Genomic DNA, 17,361 nt, shown 5'->3' on the forward strand with positions numbered 1-17,361 from the left:
CTTAATAATTATATTCTTCTTTTGCGGCCATTAGCTCATTGTATTCTTCTTTAGAACCTACAATCACGTTATCATAGTCTCTCATACCTGTACCAGCAGGAATTCTGTGACCAACGATAACATTTTCTTTCAATCCTTCAAGTAAGTCTACTTTTCCAGCAACAGCAGCTTCGTTCAATACTTTAGTTGTTTCCTGGAACGATGCCGCAGAGATGAATGATTTAGTCTGCAACGAAGCTCTAGTGATACCTTGTAATACCGGAGTTGCAGTAGCCGTGATAACGTCTCTTGCTACAACTTGATTTTTATCCGTACGCTTCAATAGTGAGTTTTCATCACGCAATTGGCGAGGAGAAATAATCTGACCTGGTTTCAAGTTTTCAGAATCACCAGCATCTTCAACTACTTTCATTCCGTAAAGCTTATCATTTTCAACGATAAAGTCTTTGGTATGGATCAATTGATCTTCTAAGAATAGCGTATCTCCTGGATCTTCAACTTTAACTTTACGCATCATCTGGCGGATTACAACTTCGAAGTGCTTGTCGTTGATTTTTACCCCTTGCAGACGGTAAACTTCTTGAATTTCATTAACCAAATATTGCTGAACAGCTGATGGTCCTTGGATTCTCAAGATATCATCTGGAGTGATAGCACCGTCAGACAATGGAACACCTGCTCTTACGAAGTCATTTTCTTGTACAAGAATCTGGCTTGAAAGTTTCACAAGATATTTCTTGATTTCACCAAATTTAGATTCGATAACAATCTCACGGTTACCTCTTTTGATCTTACCAAAAGAAACAACACCATCAATTTCAGAAACAACAGCTGGGTTCGAAGGATTACGAGCTTCTAACAACTCTGTAATTCTTGGAAGACCTCCCGTGATATCTCCTGCTTTTGAAGAACGACGTGGTATTTTTACCAAAACTTTACCTGCTTTAATCTTCTCACCATTTTCAACCATCAAGTGGGCACCCACTGGCAAGTTGTAAGAACGGATCAATTCGCCATCTTTACCATAAATCAATAAAGTCGGGATTAATTTTTTGTTTCTTCCCTCAGAAATTACTTTTTCTTGGAAACCAGTCTGCTCATCGATTTCAACTTGGAACGATTGTCCTTGTTCTAAATCTTCGTAAGCTACCTTACCCGTAAATTCAGAGATAATTACACCGTTATATGGATCCCATTTACAGATAGTCGTTCCTTTTTCAACTACATCTCCGTCTTTAACGAAGATACTAGAACCGTAAGGAATGTTATGTGTATTAAGGATAATTCCTGTTTTAACGTCAACTAATTTCAATTCTGTAGAACGAGAAATTACGATATCTGTGGTGTTTCCTTCAAGATCTTCACCTTTTACAGTTTTAAGATCTTCGATTTCAAGACGACCACTGAATTTCGTAGTGATGCTTGATTCTTCAGAAAGTCCTCCCGCAACCCCACCGACGTGGAATGTACGAAGTGTCAACTGTGTTCCTGGCTCACCGATTGACTGTGCAGCAATTACACCGACAGCTTCTCCTTTTTGAGTCATTTTTCCAGTTGCTAGGTTTCTTCCGTAACATTTAGCACAGATACCTTTAGTAGCCTCGCAAGTCAATGGTGAACGAACTTCCACTTTTTCGATTGGAGATTCGTCGATCAATTTAACGATAGCTTCTGTAATCTGCTCTCCAGCTGAAATTAAAACTTCGCTAGTAAGTGGGTTGATTACGTCTTGTAATGCCACACGTCCTAAGATTCTTTCACCTAGAGTTTCTACGATTTCTTCGTTCTTTTTCAATGCTCCTACTTCAACACCTCTCAATGTACCGCAATCAACTGTGTTTACGATAACGTCTTGAGAAACGTCGTGCAATCTTCTTGTCAAGTAACCCGCATCGGCCGTTTTCAAAGCCGTATCCGCAAGACCTTTACGAGCACCGTGAGTAGAGATAAAATACTCAAGGATCGAAAGACCTTCTTTAAAGTTCGACAAGATCGGGTTCTCGATAATTTCACCACCGCCGGCAGTTGATTTTTTAGGCTTAGCCATCAAACCACGCATACCTGTCAGCTGACGAATCTGTTCTTTAGAACCCCTTGCTCCAGAGTCAAGCATCATATACACAGAGTTGAAACCTTGCTGGTCTTCTCTAATGTTTTTCATCGCTAATTCTGTAAGCAAAGCATTGGTTGAAGTCCACACGTCAATAACTTGGTTGTAACGCTCGTTATTGGTGATAAGACCCATGTTATAGTTCATTGAGATACCATCTACTTGTTCGTTGGCATCATCAATCAATGATTGTTTTTGTTCTGGAATCTTGATATCTCCTAAACTGAATGACAGACCACCACGGAAGGCGAATCGGTAACCCATATCTTTCATATTATCAAGGAAGGCAGCTGTTGTAGGAACATCAGTCACGCTCAAAATTCCACCGATAATATCTCTTAACGATTTTTTAGTCAATACCTGGTTGATAAATCCAGCTGCTTCTGGCACTACTTCGTTGAAAAGTACACGTCCTGCAGTTGTTTGGATGATTTTATAAACCAATTCTCCATTTTCATTGAAATCTTTAGCTCTGATTCTTACTCTTGCGTTCAATTCCAATCTTCCTTCGTTCAAGGCGATATTTACCTCTTCAGCAGAATAAAAAGTCAAACCTTCTCCTAAAATTTTGTGCTCAGGAGTTGACAAGCGCTCTTTGGTCATGTAGTACAGACCCAAAACCATGTCTTGAGAAGGTACCGTGATTGGAGCACCGTTTGCAGGATTCAAGATATTGTGAGAAGCCAACATTAATAATTGAGCTTCCAAAATAGCTTCTGGTCCTAATGGCAAGTGAACCGCCATCTGGTCACCATCGAAATCCGCGTTGAACGCCGTACAAACCAATGGGTGAAGCTGAATCGCTTTTCCTTCGATCAATTTTGGCTGGAACGCTTGGATACCCAATCTGTGCAACGTAGGAGCACGGTTAAGCAATACTGGATGTCCTTTGATTACGTTTTCAAGGATATCCCAAACTACAGGCTCTTTTTTGTCAATGATTTTTTTAGCAGACTTCACTGTCTTTACAATTCCTCTTTCGATCAATTTACGGATCACGAAAGGTTTGTAAAGTTCAGCCGCCATATCTTTTGGCAAACCACATTCGAACAATTTCAATTCAGGTCCAACGACGATTACCGAACGAGCAGAATAATCCACACGTTTACCCAAAAGGTTTTGACGGAAACGTCCTTGCTTACCTTTTAACGAATCAGAAAGCGATTTTAATGGTCTGTTTGATTCTGTTTTTACTGCAGATGCTTTTCTTGTATTATCGAATAACGAGTCAACAGATTCCTGCAACATACGTTTTTCGTTTCTCAAGATTACTTCTGGAGCTTTGATTTCCATCAATCTTTTCAAACGATTGTTACGGATGATTACTCTTCTGTACAAATCATTCAAATCGGATGTAGCGAAACGACCACCATCAAGCGGCACCAATGGACGCAATTCTGGCGGGATAACTGGAACCACTTTCATAATCATCCATTCTGGACGATTTTCGCGGTTTTCGTTAGACTCACGGAATGACTCCACAACTTGAAGTCTTTTTAGGGCTTCAGTCTTACGTTGTTTAGACGTTTCGTTGTTTGCAGAGTGACGCAATTCGTATGACAATTCATCCAAATCGATTCTTGCCAACAAGTCCATGATACATTCAGCACCCATTTTGGCGATGAATTTATTTGGATCGCTATCATCAAGATATTGATTTTCCATTGGAAGCGTATCTAAAATATTTAGGTACTCTTCTTCTGTCAAAAAGTCTAGCCTTTGCAATGATTCTCCGTCAGGATTTTTAGCAATACCTGCCTGGATTACTACGTATCTTTCGTAGTAGATGATCATATCTAATTTTTTAGACGGAAGCCCAAGGATATAACCAATTTTGTTTGGAAGTGAACGGAAGTACCAGATATGAGCGATTGGCACAACAAGGTTGATGTGACCTACTCTGTCTCTACGTACTTTCTTTTCTGTAACTTCCACACCACAACGGTCACAAACGATACCTTTGTAGCGAATTCTTTTATATTTACCACAAGCACATTCGAAATCTTTAACCGGACCGAAAATTCGCTCGCAGAAAAGACCATCACGCTCTGGTTTGTGTGTTCTATAGTTGATAGTTTCTGGCTTCAAAACCTCACCTCTTGACTCGGCCAAGATAGATTCTGGAGAAGCTAATCCTATCGAAATTTTGTCAAACCTTTTCACTTGGTTTTTATCTTTATTTCTGTTCATCATAGTCTTTACTATTGATATTGTGATAATTGAAAACCTTTTATTTGTTTAAAGCCTAAAGTTTAAGGCTATACAACCTTAAACTTTAGGACTAAAAAACTATTCCTCTAATCTGATGTCTAATCCAAGACCTTTCAATTCGTGCATCAATACGTTGAACGATTCTGGTAATCCTGGTTCTGGCATAGTTTCACCCTTAACGATTGCTTCGTAAGTTTTCGCTCTACCGATAACGTCATCTGATTTAACAGTCAAAATTTCTCTAAGCGTGCTTGATGCACCATAAGCTTCAAGAGCCCAAACCTCCATCTCTCCGAAACGCTGACCTCCAAATTGAGCTTTACCTCCAAGTGGCTGTTGCGTAATCAATGAGTATGGTCCGATAGAACGTGCGTGCATCTTATCGTCAACCATATGTCCTAGTTTTAACATATAGATAACTCCAACGGTTGCAGGCTGGTGGAAACGCTCTCCAGTTCCTCCATCATAAAGATAAGTATGTCCGAATCTTGGAATTCCAGCTTCGTCAGTCAATTCATTAATTTGGTCAAGCGAAGCACCGTCAAAGATTGGCGTAGCGAATTTTCTACCCAAGTTTTGTCCAGCCCATCCAAGAACCGTTTCATAAATCTGACCGATGTTCATACGTGAAGGTACCCCAAGCGGATTCAACACGATATCAACAGGTGTTCCGTCTTCTAAGAAAGGCATATCTTCGTGACGAACGATTCTAGCAACAATACCTTTGTTACCGTGACGTCCTGCCATCTTATCTCCTACTTTCAACTTACGTTTCTTAGCGATATATACTTTCGCTAGTTTCAAGATTCCAGCTGGAAGTTCATCTCCAACAGTAATCGTGAATTTTTCTCTACGCAAAGCACCTTGTAAATCGTTCAGCTTAATTTTGTAGTTGTGGATTAGATCGTTCACCATTTTATTGGTTTCATCATCTGCAACCCACTGACCTTTGCTTAAGTGAGCGAAGTCTTCAACAGCATTTAGCATTTTTTGAGTGTATTTTTTACCTTTTGGCAACACTTCTTCACCCAAATCATTCATAACTCCTTGCGAAGTTTTTCCGTTTACGATGTTGAAAAGCTTGTCAACCAATTTGTCTTTTAATTCTACAAATTTGGTTTCGAACTCCATTTCAAGCGCAGCCAAATCATCTTTGTCTTTGCCTCTCTTGCGTTTATCTTTTACCGCTCTCGCGAATAATTTTTTATCTAAAACCACACCATGCAATGAAGGAGAAGCTTTCAATGAAGCATCTTTCACGTCACCTGCTTTATCACCGAAGATTGCTCTTAACAATTTTTCTTCAGGAGTAGGATCTGATTCTCCTTTTGGAGTGATTTTCCCGATCAAGATGTCGCCAGGTTTTACTTCGGCTCCAATTCTGATCATACCATTTTCATCTAAATCTTTGGTAGCTTCTTCAGAAACGTTCGGAATATCATTCGTTAATTCTTCGTTACCTAATTTAGTATCTCTAACCTCTAATGAATAGTCATCAACGTGGATAGACGTAAAAATGTCATCACGAACCACTTTTTCAGAGATTACGATTGCATCCTCGAAGTTGTACCCTTTCCAAGGCATGAACGCTACTTTAAGGTTTCTACCTAAAGCAAGCTCTCCGTTTTGAGTTGCATAACCTTCTGAAAGTACTTGTCCTTTTACCACTCTGTCACCTTTTCTAACGATAGGCTTCAGGTTGATAGACGTACTCTGGTTAGTTTTTCTGAATTTGATCAAATTATAAGTCTTATCATCAGAGTCAAAACTTACCATTCTTTCTTCTTCAGATCTGTCATATTTAATAGTAATGATATTAGCATCAACATATTCAACAACTCCAGGACCTTCAGCATTGATCAATACTCTAGAATCAGACGCTACTTGTCTTTCAAGACCTGTTCCAACGATTGGAGCTTCAGGTCTTAACAAAGGTACCGCCTGACGCATCATGTTCGATCCCATCAACGCACGGTTCGCATCATCATGTTCCAAGAAAGGAATCAAAGATGCCGAAATCGAAGCGATCTGGTTTGGAGCAACGTCAGTATAATGAACAACAGTTGGGTCAACAACTGGGAAGTCACCTTCTTCACGGGCAATTACTTTATCAGCAGTAATTTGTCCGTTATTGTCCATTTCGATATTTGCTTGGGCAATCATCTTGCCTTCTTCTTCTTCAGCACTTAAGTAAACTGGCGTGGATTCTAAATCCACTTTTCCGTTAGTTACTTTACGGTAAGGTGTCTCGATGAATCCCATTCCGTTTACTTTAGCATACACTCCAAGAGATGAAATCAAACCAATGTTTGGTCCCTCTGGTGTTTCAATCGGACATAAACGTCCGTAGTGCGTATAGTGAACGTCACGTACCTCGAAACCAGCTCTTTCTCTCGAAAGACCTCCAGGTCCAAGGGCAGACAATCTTCTTTTGTGCGTGATCTCAGCTAATGGATTCGTTTGGTCCATGAATTGAGATAACTGGTTCGTTCCAAAGAAAGAGTTGATAACTGACGATAATGTTTTAGCATTAATCAAGTCAATTGGTGTAAACACCTCGTTATCTCTAACGTTCATTCTCTCGCGAATGGTTCTTGCCATACGAGCCAAACCAACACCGAATTGAGCAGAAAGTTGTTCACCAACTGTTCTAACACGACGGTTTGACAAGTGATCGATATCATCAATCTCTGCTTTAGAGTTGATCAATTCGATTAAGTATTTAACGATAGTAATGATATCTTCTTTGGTCAAGACTTGCTTTTCCATTGGGATATCCAAACCAAGTTTTTTGTTCATTCTGTAACGACCTACTTCACCTAAGTTGTAACGTTGGTCAGAGAAGAACAATTTATCGATAATACCACGAGCGGTTTCTTCATCAGGCGGTTCTGCATTACGCAACTGACGGTAGATATGCTCAACGGCTTCTTTTTCAGAGTTCGTCGGGTCTTTTTGAAGCGTATTGTGAATGATAGCATAATCACCTTGATTTGCATCTTCTTTATGCAACAAAATAGTTTTTACGTTCGCATCAATGATTTCTTCTACGTTATCTTTATCGATAATTGTATCACGGTCAAGGATGATCTCGTTACGCTCGATAGAAACTACCTCACCAGTATCCTCGTCCACGAAATCTTCGTGCCACGTATTCAAAACACGCGCAGCCAATCTTCTGCCTACGTATTTTTTAAGACCTGTTTTTGAAACTTTGATTTCTTCTGCAAGGTCAAAAATTTCAAGAATATCTTTATCTCTTTCAAAACCAATTGCTCTAAATAGAGTTGTAACTGGTAATTTTTTCTTTCTATCGATATACGCATACATTACGCTGTTGATATCGGTAGCAAATTCTATCCAAGAACCTTTGAAAGGAATTACTCTGGCAGAATATAATTTGGTTCCATTTGCGTGGAATGATTGTCCAAAGAAAACACCTGGTGATCTGTGCAATTGCGAAACAACAACACGTTCAGCACCATTGATAACAAATGTACCACTTGGCGTCATATAAGGAATTGTACCAAGATAAACATCTTGAACAATCGTTTCAAAATCTTCGTGCTCTGGATCTGTACAGTATAATTTTAGCCTAGCTTTTAAGGGAACACTATATGTAAGTCCTCTTTCTATACATTCTTGAATTGTATAACGTGGTGGATCAACAAAGTAATCTAGGAATTCCAACACAAATTGATTTCTTGTATCTGTGATTGGAAAATTTTCCATGAAGGTGTTATAAAGTCCTTCGTTGCCTCTTTCGTCAGATTTGGTTTCCAATTGGAAAAAATCCTTAAAAGATTTAACCTGAATGTCCAAGAAATCTGGGTAGTCAGGAATATTTTTTGTTGAGGCAAAATTCAATCTTTCAGTCTGATTTGTTATCATCAATGGACAAAATTTTGATTAAAAAAAAGTGATTTTTTGTGTGTAAACACTAAGTAATCCTTACTTTCTTTTATAATCTGTACATCTTTAAAAATAAACCAAGTTGGAGTTTATTTCTTTCTTCGTACGGATTAAAAGCTTTTCGTATTCAACTCAATGACTAATAAAACCGGATATAATTTTATTATACGAAAAATGGTTTAGGCCATTGAGCATCAACTCAAGACCTAAACCTAGTTCTTAAAACCGAGTAAACTTATTTAAGTTCAACTACAGCTCCAGCTTCTTCTAAAGATTTTTTAAGACCTTCTGCTTCGTCTTTAGAAACACCTTCTTTAACGTTTGCAGGAGCTCCGTCAACTAAGTCTTTTGCTTCTTTAAGACCTAAACCTGTAAGTTCTTTTACAGCTTTAACTACAGCTAATTTAGAAGCACCAGCATCTTTCAATACTACAGTGAATTCTGTTTGCTCTTCAGCAGCTGCACCAGCATCACCACCACCAGAAACTACAACAGCAGCTGCAGCTGGTTCGATACCATACTCGTCTTTTAATATTGTTGCTAAATCGTTAACTTCTTTTACAGTTAAGTTAACTAATTGTTCTGCGAATTGTTTCAAATCTGCCATTTTTTCTATCGTTTAAATGATTTTGTAAAATATAATTTATTTGTGCGTACTGATTAAGATTCAGCTCCTTCTTCTTCGTTTGCGAATTGGTTCTTAAGAGCAGAAATAACTCTTTGAGCCGGAGACTGAAGTAATCCGATGATTTCTCCGATAACTTCTTCCTTAGATTTAAGTGAAGCAAGAGAATCTAAAAGGTTATCACCAATGTAGATTTCACTGTTGATATAAGCCCCTTTAAAAACTGGTTTATCAGATTTTTTACGGAATTCTTTGATAATTTTTGCAGGAGCGTTCGCCACGTCTGCAATGAATATAGAAGTGTTTCCTTTCAAAACTTCTGGTAGTTCACCGTAGTTGTTTTCAGAAGCTTCCATTGCTTTTGTAAGCAACGTGTTCTTAACAACTTCTAATTTGATACCAGCTTTGAAGCAAGCTCTTCTTAAGCTTGAAGTAGTTTCTGCATTTAGTCCAGAAATATCTGCTACATAAACAATATTTGTACCAGCTAACTGTGCAGTTAAATCTTCAATCGCGATTGATTTTTCTTCTCTAGTCATACTAAAAATTTTTAACTACCAATTATACAGCTTTAGGATCTAAAGCTATAGCAGGGCTCATTGTTGATGAGATGTGGATACTTTTAATATAAGTACCTTTCGCTGCAGTTGGTTTCATTTTGATTAATGTTTGAATAATTTCATGCGCATTTTCGGTAATCATATCAGCTCCAAATGAAACTCTTCCGATTCCTGCATGAACGATACCAGTCTTATCAACTTTAAAGTCGATTTTACCAGCTTTTACTTCTTGAACTGCTTTCGCAACATCCATAGTAACTGTTCCTGTTTTAGGGTTTGGCATAAGACCTCTTGGCCCTAAGATTCTTCCTAATGGACCTAATTTACCCATAACAGCTGGCATAGTGATGATAACATCAACATCTGTCCAACCATCTTTGATTTTTTGTAAATAGTCATCCAATCCAACGTGGTCAGCACCAGCTGCTTTAGCTTCAGCTTCCTTATCTGGAGTAACCAATGCTAAAACTCTAACGTCTTTACCAGTTCCGTGAGGCAATGTTACTACACCTCTTACCATTTGATTTGCTTTTCTTGGATCTACACCCAATTTAACAGCGATATCAACAGACTCATCAAATTTTGCAGAAGCAACAGTCTTGATTAATGCAGAAGCATCTTTCAAAGAATATAGCTTGTTTTTTTCAATTTTAGATGCAGCCTCTTTTTGTTTTTTTGTCAATTTTGCCATGTCTTTTCTTAATTAGAAGGAGCGTCTCCAGTTACAGTTATACCCATAGATCTAGCTGTTCCAGCAATCATGCTCATAGCAGACTCAATTGTGAATGCATTCAAATCAGCCATCTTGTCTTCAGCGATAGCTCTAATCTGATCCATAGTAACTTTAGCTACTTTTTTACGATTAGGCTCTCCAGAACCAGATTTCAATTTTGCAGCTTCTAATAGTTGAATAGCAGCAGGTGGTGTTTTTACAACGAAGTCGAAAGACTTATCTTTGTATACAGTAATTTGTACTGGTAACACTTTGCCAGGTTTATCTTGTGTTCTAGCATTGAACTGCTTACAGAACTCCATGATATTAACACCAGCAGCACCCAGAGCAGGTCCAACCGGTGGCGACGGGTTCGCAGCACCTCCCTTAACTTGTAGTTTAACTACTTTACTAATCTCTTTAGCCATTGTTTAAAAAATTTAACGCATCTTCATTGGAAGCGATAGATGCGGTTCTATTATGTGTGTAACAAAAAATTATACTTTTTCAACTTGCATAAAGCTTAACTCTAATGGTGTTTTTCTTCCGAAAATTTTCACCATTACTTCAAGCTTACGCTTTTCTTCATTGATTTTCTCAACAGTTCCATTGAAACCATTGAAAGGCCCATCAACCACCTTAATTGTCTCGCCAATAGTGAAAGGAATAGAATGATTGTCTGTTTTCACAGCAAGCTCATCTACTTTTCCTAACATTCTATTTACTTCCGACTGTCTTAAAGGCACAGGATCTCCTCCTTTTACTTCACCTAGAAAACCGATAACGCTAGTTATAGACTTAATAATATGAGGTATTTCGCCAACAAGATTAGCCTCAATCATTACATAACCAGGAAAATAGACTTTGTCTTTGCTGATTTTTTTCCCATCTCTTACTTGCACTACTTTTTCAGTAGGCACAAGTACTTGAGAAATATAATCCGCCATTCCCAATCTGTTGATCTCAGTTTCGATATAAGCTTTGACTTTATTTTCTTGTCCGCTTACCGCTCTGACCACATACCATTTTTTCACATTATTATCCGCCATCTCAAAAATTAACCTTTTATCAAATTAAAGAAACCAGCTAATGCTTTTGCGAAAACAACGTCTACTCCCCATGTTGCCAAGGCGAATATTACAGAGAAAACAGCAACTACAATTGTCAAGCGCTGTACTTCTGCCCATTCTGGCCAAGTAACATTATTTTTTAATTCACCGAAAGCTTCGGTTATGTAATTAACAACTTTTGTCATTGTAATTTATTTTTGCACGGGCGGAGGGATTCGAACCCCCATCAACGGTTTTGGAGACCGCTATTCTACCCTTGAACTACGCCCGTTTATTAAAAACCAGCAGCATCCGATAGGCGCTGCTGGTTCTTTAAATATAGTATTCTAATTATTCTACGATTTCAGTCACCTGACCAGCTCCAACCGTTCTACCACCTTCACGGATAGCGAAACGAAGACCTACGTTCATAGCGATTGGGCTTAACAAAGCCACATCGATAGTTAAGTTATCACCTGGCATTACCATCTCTACACCTGCTGGCAAAGAGATAACTCCTGTTACGTCAGTTGTACGTACGTAGAACTGTGGACGGTAGTTATTGTGGAATGGCGTGTGACGACCACCTTCTTCTTTTTTCAAGATATAAACCTCTGCTTTGAATTTAGCGTGTGGTTTTACCGAACCTGGCTTAATAATAACCATACCTCTTTTGATATCAGCTTTATCAATACCTCTTAACAACAAACCTACGTTATCTCCAGCTTCACCTCTGTCAAGGATTTTACGGAACATTTCAACTCCTGTAATTGTAGAAGTCAATTTGTCAGCTCCCATACCGATGATTTCAACAGCATCTCCTGTATTAGCAACTCCAGTTTCGATACGACCTGTAGCAACAGTTCCACGACCTGTAATTGTAAATACGTCCTCAACTGGCATCAAGAATGGTTTAGCAACGTCACGAACTGGCTCTTCGATCCAGTTGTCAACAGCTTCCATCAATTCCATAATTTTAGGAACCCATGTAGCATCTCCGTTCAATCCACCCAAAGCAGAACCTTGGATAACTGGACCGTTATCTCCATCATATTCATAGAAAGACAACAAGTCTCTGATTTCCATTTCAACAAGCTCTAACAACTCAGCATCATCAACCATATCCACTTTGTTCATGAATACAACGATTCTAGGAATACCTACCTGGCGACCTAAAAGGATGTGCTCACGAGTTTGTGGCATTGGTCCGTCTGTAGCAGCTACAACCAAGATAGCACCGTCCATTTGAGCAGCACCAGTAACCATGTTTTTCACGTAATCCGCGTGACCTGGACAGTCAACGTGAGCATAGTGACGGTTAGCTGTTTCGTACTCAACGTGAGATGTATTAATTGTAATACCTCTTTCTTTTTCTTCTGGAGCATTATCAATCTGATCGAAAGATTTTGCAGCTGTTTTAGAAAAACCTGCTTCTGCCATTACTTTAGTAATTGCAGCAGTCAATGTAGTTTTTCCGTGATCCACGTGTCCAATTGTACCTATATTTAAGTGCGGTTTGGAACGGTTAAAATTCTCCTTTGCCATTTTACTTAATTTTAATCTTAGTTATATATTAGTGTTCAAATTCTTTCTTACTTGAGCCAATGACGGGATTTGAACCCGTGACCTCTTCCTTACCAAGGAAGCACTCTACCCCTGAGCTACACCGGCAGGGAATCCTGATTAAAGGATTTATGATTTCAGATTTAAGACTTAGATAAATCAAAAATCTTAATTCACAAATCTTTTTTTGTGGGGAGAGCAGGATTCGAACCTGCGAAGTTTTCACAGCAGATTTACAGTCTGCCCTCGTTGGCCGCTTGAGTATCTCCCCTTAACCATTTTATTGTCAATCTAATAAAGAACTGAGCCGATAGAGGGACTCGAACCCACGACCTGCTGATTACAAATCAGCTGCTCTAGCCAACTGAGCTACACCGGCAAACTCAATAAAAAAAGTCCGCTATTTCTAACGGACTGCAAATGTATATCTTTTTGTTTCTTAATCAAAATATTTTTGAAAAAAAATTATATTATATATGTGTTCTTATCTTTTCTTTTCGTTTCAGCAACACTCTCTCTAAGGCTTCTGACGAAAGCTCAACACCTTCCTCAAATGTTTTACACTGCTTTTTAACAATAAACTCATCTCCAGGAACATGAATTTTCACCTCTACTATCTTATTTTCCTTATCGCTCGTCTTTTCTACCTTCAAAAAAACGTCTGACGAAACCACTCTGTCATAGTACTTTTCCAACTTATCCATTCTGTCTTGAATGAATCCTACAAGTTTTCCGTCAACATTAAAGTTAACTGCATGAACGTTTACCTTCATAATAAAATTTTTATACGGTTGAACATTTTGAATTATTTCCGGTTCCTCGGATGCGCATCTCCGTAAACTTTTTTCAGCTCAGCTAAACTGCTATGCGTATAAATCTGCGTAGATGCCAAACTAGAATGCCCTAATAATTCTTTTACTGAATTTAAATCCGCTCCATTGTTTAGCATATGAGTCGCAAAGGTATGTCTTAAGATATGCGGACTCTTTTTTACTTTCTCGGAGACATTACTAAAGTACATATTTATTAGTCGATACACAAGGGAATCATTTAATTTAACGCCTTTTAACGTAAGAAAGAAAAACGACTCATCCTTAACCTCCTTCAAGCTAGCTCTTTCCGAAAAACAAAGCCTAAACTGATCTTGTATTATTGGTAACAACGGAAGGATTCTTTCCTTATTTCTCTTCCCGAGCACTTTCAACACTCCTTTTGAAAGGTCTATATTTGATACTTTTAGATTAATAAGCTCCGCTCTTCGAATTCCTGTCGTGTAAAATAAATCGATAATAAGCTTGTCACGGACACCTTCGTAGCCTTTTGGATACGTTATAGTATTCAGTACATTGTCTAATTCCTTTTCAGAAAAAGGAATCTGTAGTTTTTTTGGTGTTTTTAAAGCTTTATGCTTCAGCAACGGACTCGCATCTACTTGCTTTATTTTTAGAAGAAATTTATAGAATGACTTTAGCGAAGAAATTTTTCGGTTTACAGAAGTATTTGAAATTCCAGCATCGACCAGCGAAACAATCCAGCTTCTGATCTGGCTGTAATTTACTTCGTTCAGTTCATCTTGGTCAAAATTCTGTTTTAGGAAAAACTCAAAATCAGACAAATCGTTACAATAAGCCGTAACGGTATGAAGCGAATAGTTTTTCTCTTTCTGAAGATAATCTTTGAATGATTCTTTGGTAGTAAGCATAAAAAAACCGTTAGCATCAAAGGTATTAAACTTTCATGACTAACGGTTTTGTATCCTGAAGAAAATTAATTCTTAATTTTCTAATTGATCTCTTAGGTTTTGGATATAACCAGCTTTTTGAATTTGAGCTCTCTTAATTACAGATGGCTTAATAAAAGCTTGACGTGCTCTTAATTGACGAACTGTTCCAGTTTTATCAAATTTTCTCTTATAGCGCTTTAATGCTCTATCGATATTTTCTCCGTCTTTAATTGGTATAATTAACATAATATGACACCTCCTCTCGTTAAGGGTGCAAACTTATAAAATTATTACGAATTATGAATCACGAATTACAAATTATTTTACAGCAGGTTTATAATTCTGCTTGTCAATTATCATTTTCGATAAAATTTCTTTCAAAATTTCTGAAGTTCCGCCACCGATTGGCCCTAAACGGCTGTCTCTAAACAAACGTGCCAAAGGATATTCTTCCATGTAACCATACCCTCCTAGCATTTGCAGACAACTGTAAATTGTTTCGTCGGCCACTTTTGTAGATTTCAATTTTGCCATTGTGGCTTCTTTAACTACATATTCTTTCTGATTTAGTCGTGCAACTGCTGCATAATTAAACAGCTTGCAGTGCTCCACATCGGTTGCATGCTCTACAATAGTGTGTCGTAAAGCCTGAAATTTATCTATTGTTTTTCCGAACGCTTCACGTTCTGACATATATCCGATAGTGTATTCAATTGCATACTCTGCTCTAGCGTGGGCATTTATTGCCATGATTAGTCGTTCTAGCGCAAAATGCTGCATAATATAAGGGAAGCCTTTTCCTTCTTCGCCCATTAAATTTTCTTCAGGAATTTCAACATTGTCGAATGCAATTTCGGCAGTATCAGAAGCTCTCCATCCTAATTTATCTAATTTTGTAGCCGCTATTCCTTTCAGGTTTGCATCCACCAAAAACATACTGATCCCTTTATTACCGGATTCTGGATTTGTTTTGGCTGCAACTACATAATAATCGGCATAAACTCCGTTTGTGATAAAAGTTTTCGAACCATTAATAATGTATTTATTGCCTTGTTTGATCGCTGTCGTACGCATTCCTGCAACATCACTGCCGCCGAAAGGCTCTGTAATACACAACGCCCCTATTTTGTCTCCTAAAATACTTAGCGCTAAATACTCTTGTTTGATTCTCTCGCTGCCTTCTGCATTTAAATGGGTCATTGCTAAGTAAGCATGTGCCCACATTGCTGCGGCAAAGCCAGAAGATTTAATTTTTTGAAGTTCTTCTAAAAAGACTACCGTATAGAATAAATCCAAGTTCATCCCTCCATAGGCTTCAGGATAATTGATTCCGAAAAAACCCATTTCGCCAAATTTTTTCCAAATAAAACGCTCGATTGTTCCTGTTTTTTCCCATTTTTCAATGTGCGGGACTACTTCTTTTTGCAAAAAATCCTGTAAGCTCTTCCTAAATAATTCGTGCTCTTCAGTAAAATATATTGAATTCATATTTATAACAAGGGTATTTTTATATCTTATTTTTTTTAGAAATCCAAATATAAGGCAATTGTTTTTTTCTTTTCAACAGAAAAGCTATTATTTTTTATCAAATCCGCAATTTAACAAATCATTTAGTACTTATTTAAACAAAATTCACAATTAGAGTTTCTTTTACTGCTTGCATTTCAAGTGAGGTATTACATTATTCCAATAATTAATACTCTAGATATTTTTCGATTATTTTCACTTTCTCTACAGGAAAGCCTTTTATCTTTATTAGATCTTCACTACCAGAAATCCCTCCATTCATACTTCTATAGATGACAATCTCTTTACTGATTGGATATCTGAAATAAGGAAATTGGGAAAGTTCTTTTACGGAAGCATCGTTGATTTTTATTTTCTTGACGTTTGGAATAACTCCTATCTTAAATTGGGCGTTTAGTTTTTCTATAACTTCAGGTGAAAGCCCCCAGATATCATTCATTTGTTCCATGCTTACAAAACCTCCCAAAATTTCTTTCTGCTTCAAAATTCTTTCTGACAAGCCATGTCCGATGCCATATATCTTTATCAAATCTTCTTGTGCCGCTTTATTAATATCGATCAGGATAATCTTTTCATTTTTTACAAATGATTGTTTTTCATAGGAAGCAAAACTGCTTTTTTTATTTTTAACCCAATCGGGAAATTTAAAATAAGGCGCAATTGCATTTAGCAACGAATCTGAAACTTTTGTCACTGCTTGGAATTCCTCGGCCGAATTGACATATTTATTGCCTTCTCGGAATTTTAAAAGCCTATCTATTTCAACTGTAGACATCCCTAATTTGTAGCCTTTAAAATCGGTTATGAAATTCGGATTGAAAGGATAAATTTTGGGCTTGAAATCAATCTTGGCTTTTTTCATCTTGTCAATTTCGGGCTGTAGCGAAAGCCATTCTTGCTTTTCGACAGAATTATCTTCTTCGATTTCTACATCGATACAATAATAGGCTAACTGTATTCCTGCGATAATAAGGATCAGTATAAAAATGCCGGTACGTTGTTGGGAATCAAACTTAAAGAATGAATTGGTTGGCATGGAATAAAAATTTTAAGTGGCGGAGAGATAACATAAGGAAAATATATAAAATTACAAATCAAAGACGGAACTTCGCTTCGTATAGACTAGATCTTTTAATCTGACGAGAAAGGCAAGCGTCAGGTACACACCAAACCAGAGACCGACAGTAAAAAAAGAAATATAGATGAAAAACAAACGTACGCTCGATGCTCTCATCCCCAAGCGGTCAGCCAAACGGGACGAAACTTCAAAGCCGTGCTTTTCAAAAAAGTGCCTGATGTTGGTTATAAATGACATACTAAAAAAGTCAAAATTCAAATTTAAGAATTTCTGATTTCAACAGCTAATAAA

General features: G+C 37.7%; 15 protein-coding genes and 4 tRNA genes. All 19 read right to left on the reverse strand.

Annotated features, from left to right (window positions below; translation table 11 throughout):
- Position 1 precedes the first annotated feature (1 nt).
- The 19 genes from rpoC to CLV94_RS03570 all read right to left on the reverse strand — a co-directional run bounded on the left by rpoC (position 2) and on the right by CLV94_RS03570 (position 17,307).
- Positions 2–4,303, reverse strand: a complete 4,302-nt coding sequence (gene rpoC, locus CLV94_RS03480; RefSeq protein ID WP_121375055.1) for a DNA-directed RNA polymerase subunit beta' — start codon at positions 4,301–4,303, stop codon at positions 2–4.
- Between the two features lie 96 nt (positions 4,304–4,399).
- Positions 4,400–8,212, reverse strand: a complete 3,813-nt coding sequence (gene rpoB, locus CLV94_RS03485; protein ID WP_121375056.1) for a DNA-directed RNA polymerase subunit beta — start codon at positions 8,210–8,212, stop codon at positions 4,400–4,402.
- 256 nt (positions 8,213–8,468) lie between these two features.
- Positions 8,469–8,840, reverse strand: a complete 372-nt coding sequence (gene rplL / locus CLV94_RS03490) for a 50S ribosomal protein L7/L12 (RefSeq protein ID WP_121375057.1) — start codon at positions 8,838–8,840, stop codon at positions 8,469–8,471.
- A gap of 53 nt (positions 8,841–8,893) precedes the next feature.
- Positions 8,894–9,397, reverse strand: a complete 504-nt coding sequence (gene rplJ, locus CLV94_RS03495; protein ID WP_121375058.1) for a 50S ribosomal protein L10 — start codon at positions 9,395–9,397, stop codon at positions 8,894–8,896.
- A 22-nt stretch (positions 9,398–9,419) separates the two neighbouring features.
- Positions 9,420–10,109, reverse strand: coding sequence for a 50S ribosomal protein L1 (gene rplA / locus CLV94_RS03500; protein ID WP_121375059.1), 690 nt, complete (start codon positions 10,107–10,109; stop codon positions 9,420–9,422).
- An 8-nt stretch (positions 10,110–10,117) separates the two neighbouring features.
- Positions 10,118–10,558, reverse strand: coding sequence for a 50S ribosomal protein L11 (gene rplK / locus CLV94_RS03505; RefSeq protein ID WP_056069304.1), 441 nt, complete (start codon positions 10,556–10,558; stop codon positions 10,118–10,120).
- 69 nt (positions 10,559–10,627) lie between these two features.
- Positions 10,628–11,179 (reverse strand): transcription termination/antitermination protein NusG, encoded by a 552-nt coding sequence (nusG, locus tag CLV94_RS03510; protein WP_121375060.1) that lies wholly within the window; start codon positions 11,177–11,179, stop codon positions 10,628–10,630.
- Between the two features lie 8 nt (positions 11,180–11,187).
- On the reverse strand, positions 11,188–11,385 hold the full coding sequence (secE, locus tag CLV94_RS03515) for a preprotein translocase subunit SecE (RefSeq protein WP_056069298.1): 198 nt from the start codon (positions 11,383–11,385) through the stop codon (positions 11,188–11,190).
- Positions 11,386–11,400: 15 nt separating this feature from the next.
- A tRNA-Trp gene (locus CLV94_RS03520) sits at positions 11,401–11,471 on the reverse strand.
- A gap of 59 nt (positions 11,472–11,530) precedes the next feature.
- Positions 11,531–12,724, reverse strand: coding sequence for an elongation factor Tu (tuf, locus tag CLV94_RS03525; RefSeq protein WP_121375061.1), 1,194 nt, complete (start codon positions 12,722–12,724; stop codon positions 11,531–11,533).
- A gap of 54 nt (positions 12,725–12,778) precedes the next feature.
- Positions 12,779–12,850, reverse strand: a tRNA-Thr gene (locus tag CLV94_RS03530).
- 82 nt (positions 12,851–12,932) lie between these two features.
- Positions 12,933–13,013, reverse strand: a tRNA-Tyr gene (locus CLV94_RS03535).
- 34 nt (positions 13,014–13,047) lie between these two features.
- Positions 13,048–13,121 (reverse strand) — tRNA-Thr (locus CLV94_RS03540).
- 91 nt (positions 13,122–13,212) lie between these two features.
- A complete protein-coding gene (hpf, locus tag CLV94_RS03545; RefSeq protein WP_121375062.1) occupies positions 13,213–13,515 on the reverse strand; it encodes a ribosome hibernation-promoting factor, HPF/YfiA family in 303 nt (100 codons plus the stop codon).
- 32 nt (positions 13,516–13,547) lie between these two features.
- Positions 13,548–14,444 carry a tyrosine-type recombinase/integrase gene (locus CLV94_RS03550; RefSeq protein WP_121375063.1) on the reverse strand — a complete coding sequence of 299 codons (897 nt, stop codon included), beginning with the start codon at positions 14,442–14,444 and terminating at the stop codon, positions 13,548–13,550.
- A 72-nt stretch (positions 14,445–14,516) separates the two neighbouring features.
- On the reverse strand, positions 14,517–14,711 hold the full coding sequence (gene rpsU / locus CLV94_RS03555; RefSeq protein ID WP_121375064.1) for a 30S ribosomal protein S21: 195 nt from the start codon (positions 14,709–14,711) through the stop codon (positions 14,517–14,519).
- A gap of 72 nt (positions 14,712–14,783) precedes the next feature.
- Positions 14,784–15,953, reverse strand: coding sequence for an acyl-CoA dehydrogenase family protein (locus CLV94_RS03560; RefSeq protein ID WP_121375065.1), 1,170 nt, complete (start codon positions 15,951–15,953; stop codon positions 14,784–14,786).
- Positions 15,954–16,158: 205 nt separating this feature from the next.
- On the reverse strand, positions 16,159–17,028 hold the full coding sequence (locus CLV94_RS03565; RefSeq protein WP_121375066.1) for a ComEA family DNA-binding protein: 870 nt from the start codon (positions 17,026–17,028) through the stop codon (positions 16,159–16,161).
- 51 nt (positions 17,029–17,079) lie between these two features.
- A complete protein-coding gene (locus CLV94_RS03570; protein ID WP_056071361.1) occupies positions 17,080–17,307 on the reverse strand; it encodes a hypothetical protein in 228 nt (75 codons plus the stop codon).
- Positions 17,308–17,361 lie beyond the last annotated feature (54 nt).

Origin of the sequence: Flavobacterium endophyticum (assembly GCF_003634455.1) — a bacterium.
Lineage (GTDB): Bacteria > Bacteroidota > Bacteroidia > Flavobacteriales > Flavobacteriaceae > Flavobacterium > Flavobacterium endophyticum.

Excerpts from the sequence above, each read along its gene's own strand:
- CLV94_RS03570 (WP_056071361.1), bottom strand. The coding sequence starts at position 17,307 with ATGTCATTTATAACCAACATCAGGCACTTTTTTGAAAAGCACGGCTTT.
- tuf (WP_121375061.1), bottom strand. The coding sequence starts at position 12,724 with ATGGCAAAGGAGAATTTTAACCGTTCCAAACCGCACTTAAATATAGGT.
- nusG (WP_121375060.1), bottom strand. The coding sequence starts at position 11,179 with ATGGCGGATAATAATGTGAAAAAATGGTATGTGGTCAGAGCGGTAAGC.
- rplL (WP_121375057.1), bottom strand. The coding sequence starts at position 8,840 with ATGGCAGATTTGAAACAATTCGCAGAACAATTAGTTAACTTAACTGTA.
- rplA (WP_121375059.1), bottom strand. The coding sequence starts at position 10,109 with ATGGCAAAATTGACAAAAAAACAAAAAGAGGCTGCATCTAAAATTGAA.
- rpoC (WP_121375055.1), bottom strand. The coding sequence starts at position 4,303 with ATGATGAACAGAAATAAAGATAAAAACCAAGTGAAAAGGTTTGACAAA.
- secE (WP_056069298.1), bottom strand. The coding sequence starts at position 11,385 with ATGACAAAAGTTGTTAATTACATAACCGAAGCTTTCGGTGAATTAAAA.
- rplJ (WP_121375058.1), bottom strand. The coding sequence starts at position 9,397 with ATGACTAGAGAAGAAAAATCAATCGCGATTGAAGATTTAACTGCACAG.
- hpf (WP_121375062.1), bottom strand. The coding sequence starts at position 13,515 with ATGAAGGTAAACGTTCATGCAGTTAACTTTAATGTTGACGGAAAACTT.
- CLV94_RS03560 (WP_121375065.1), bottom strand. The coding sequence starts at position 15,953 with ATGAATTCAATATATTTTACTGAAGAGCACGAATTATTTAGGAAGAGC.
- rpsU (WP_121375064.1), bottom strand. The coding sequence starts at position 14,711 with ATGTTAATTATACCAATTAAAGACGGAGAAAATATCGATAGAGCATTA.
- CLV94_RS03550 (WP_121375063.1), bottom strand. The coding sequence starts at position 14,444 with ATGCTTACTACCAAAGAATCATTCAAAGATTATCTTCAGAAAGAGAAA.
- rpoB (WP_121375056.1), bottom strand. The coding sequence starts at position 8,212 with ATGATAACAAATCAGACTGAAAGATTGAATTTTGCCTCAACAAAAAAT.
- CLV94_RS03565 (WP_121375066.1), bottom strand. The coding sequence starts at position 17,028 with ATGCCAACCAATTCATTCTTTAAGTTTGATTCCCAACAACGTACCGGC.
- rplK (WP_056069304.1), bottom strand. The coding sequence starts at position 10,558 with ATGGCTAAAGAGATTAGTAAAGTAGTTAAACTACAAGTTAAGGGAGGT.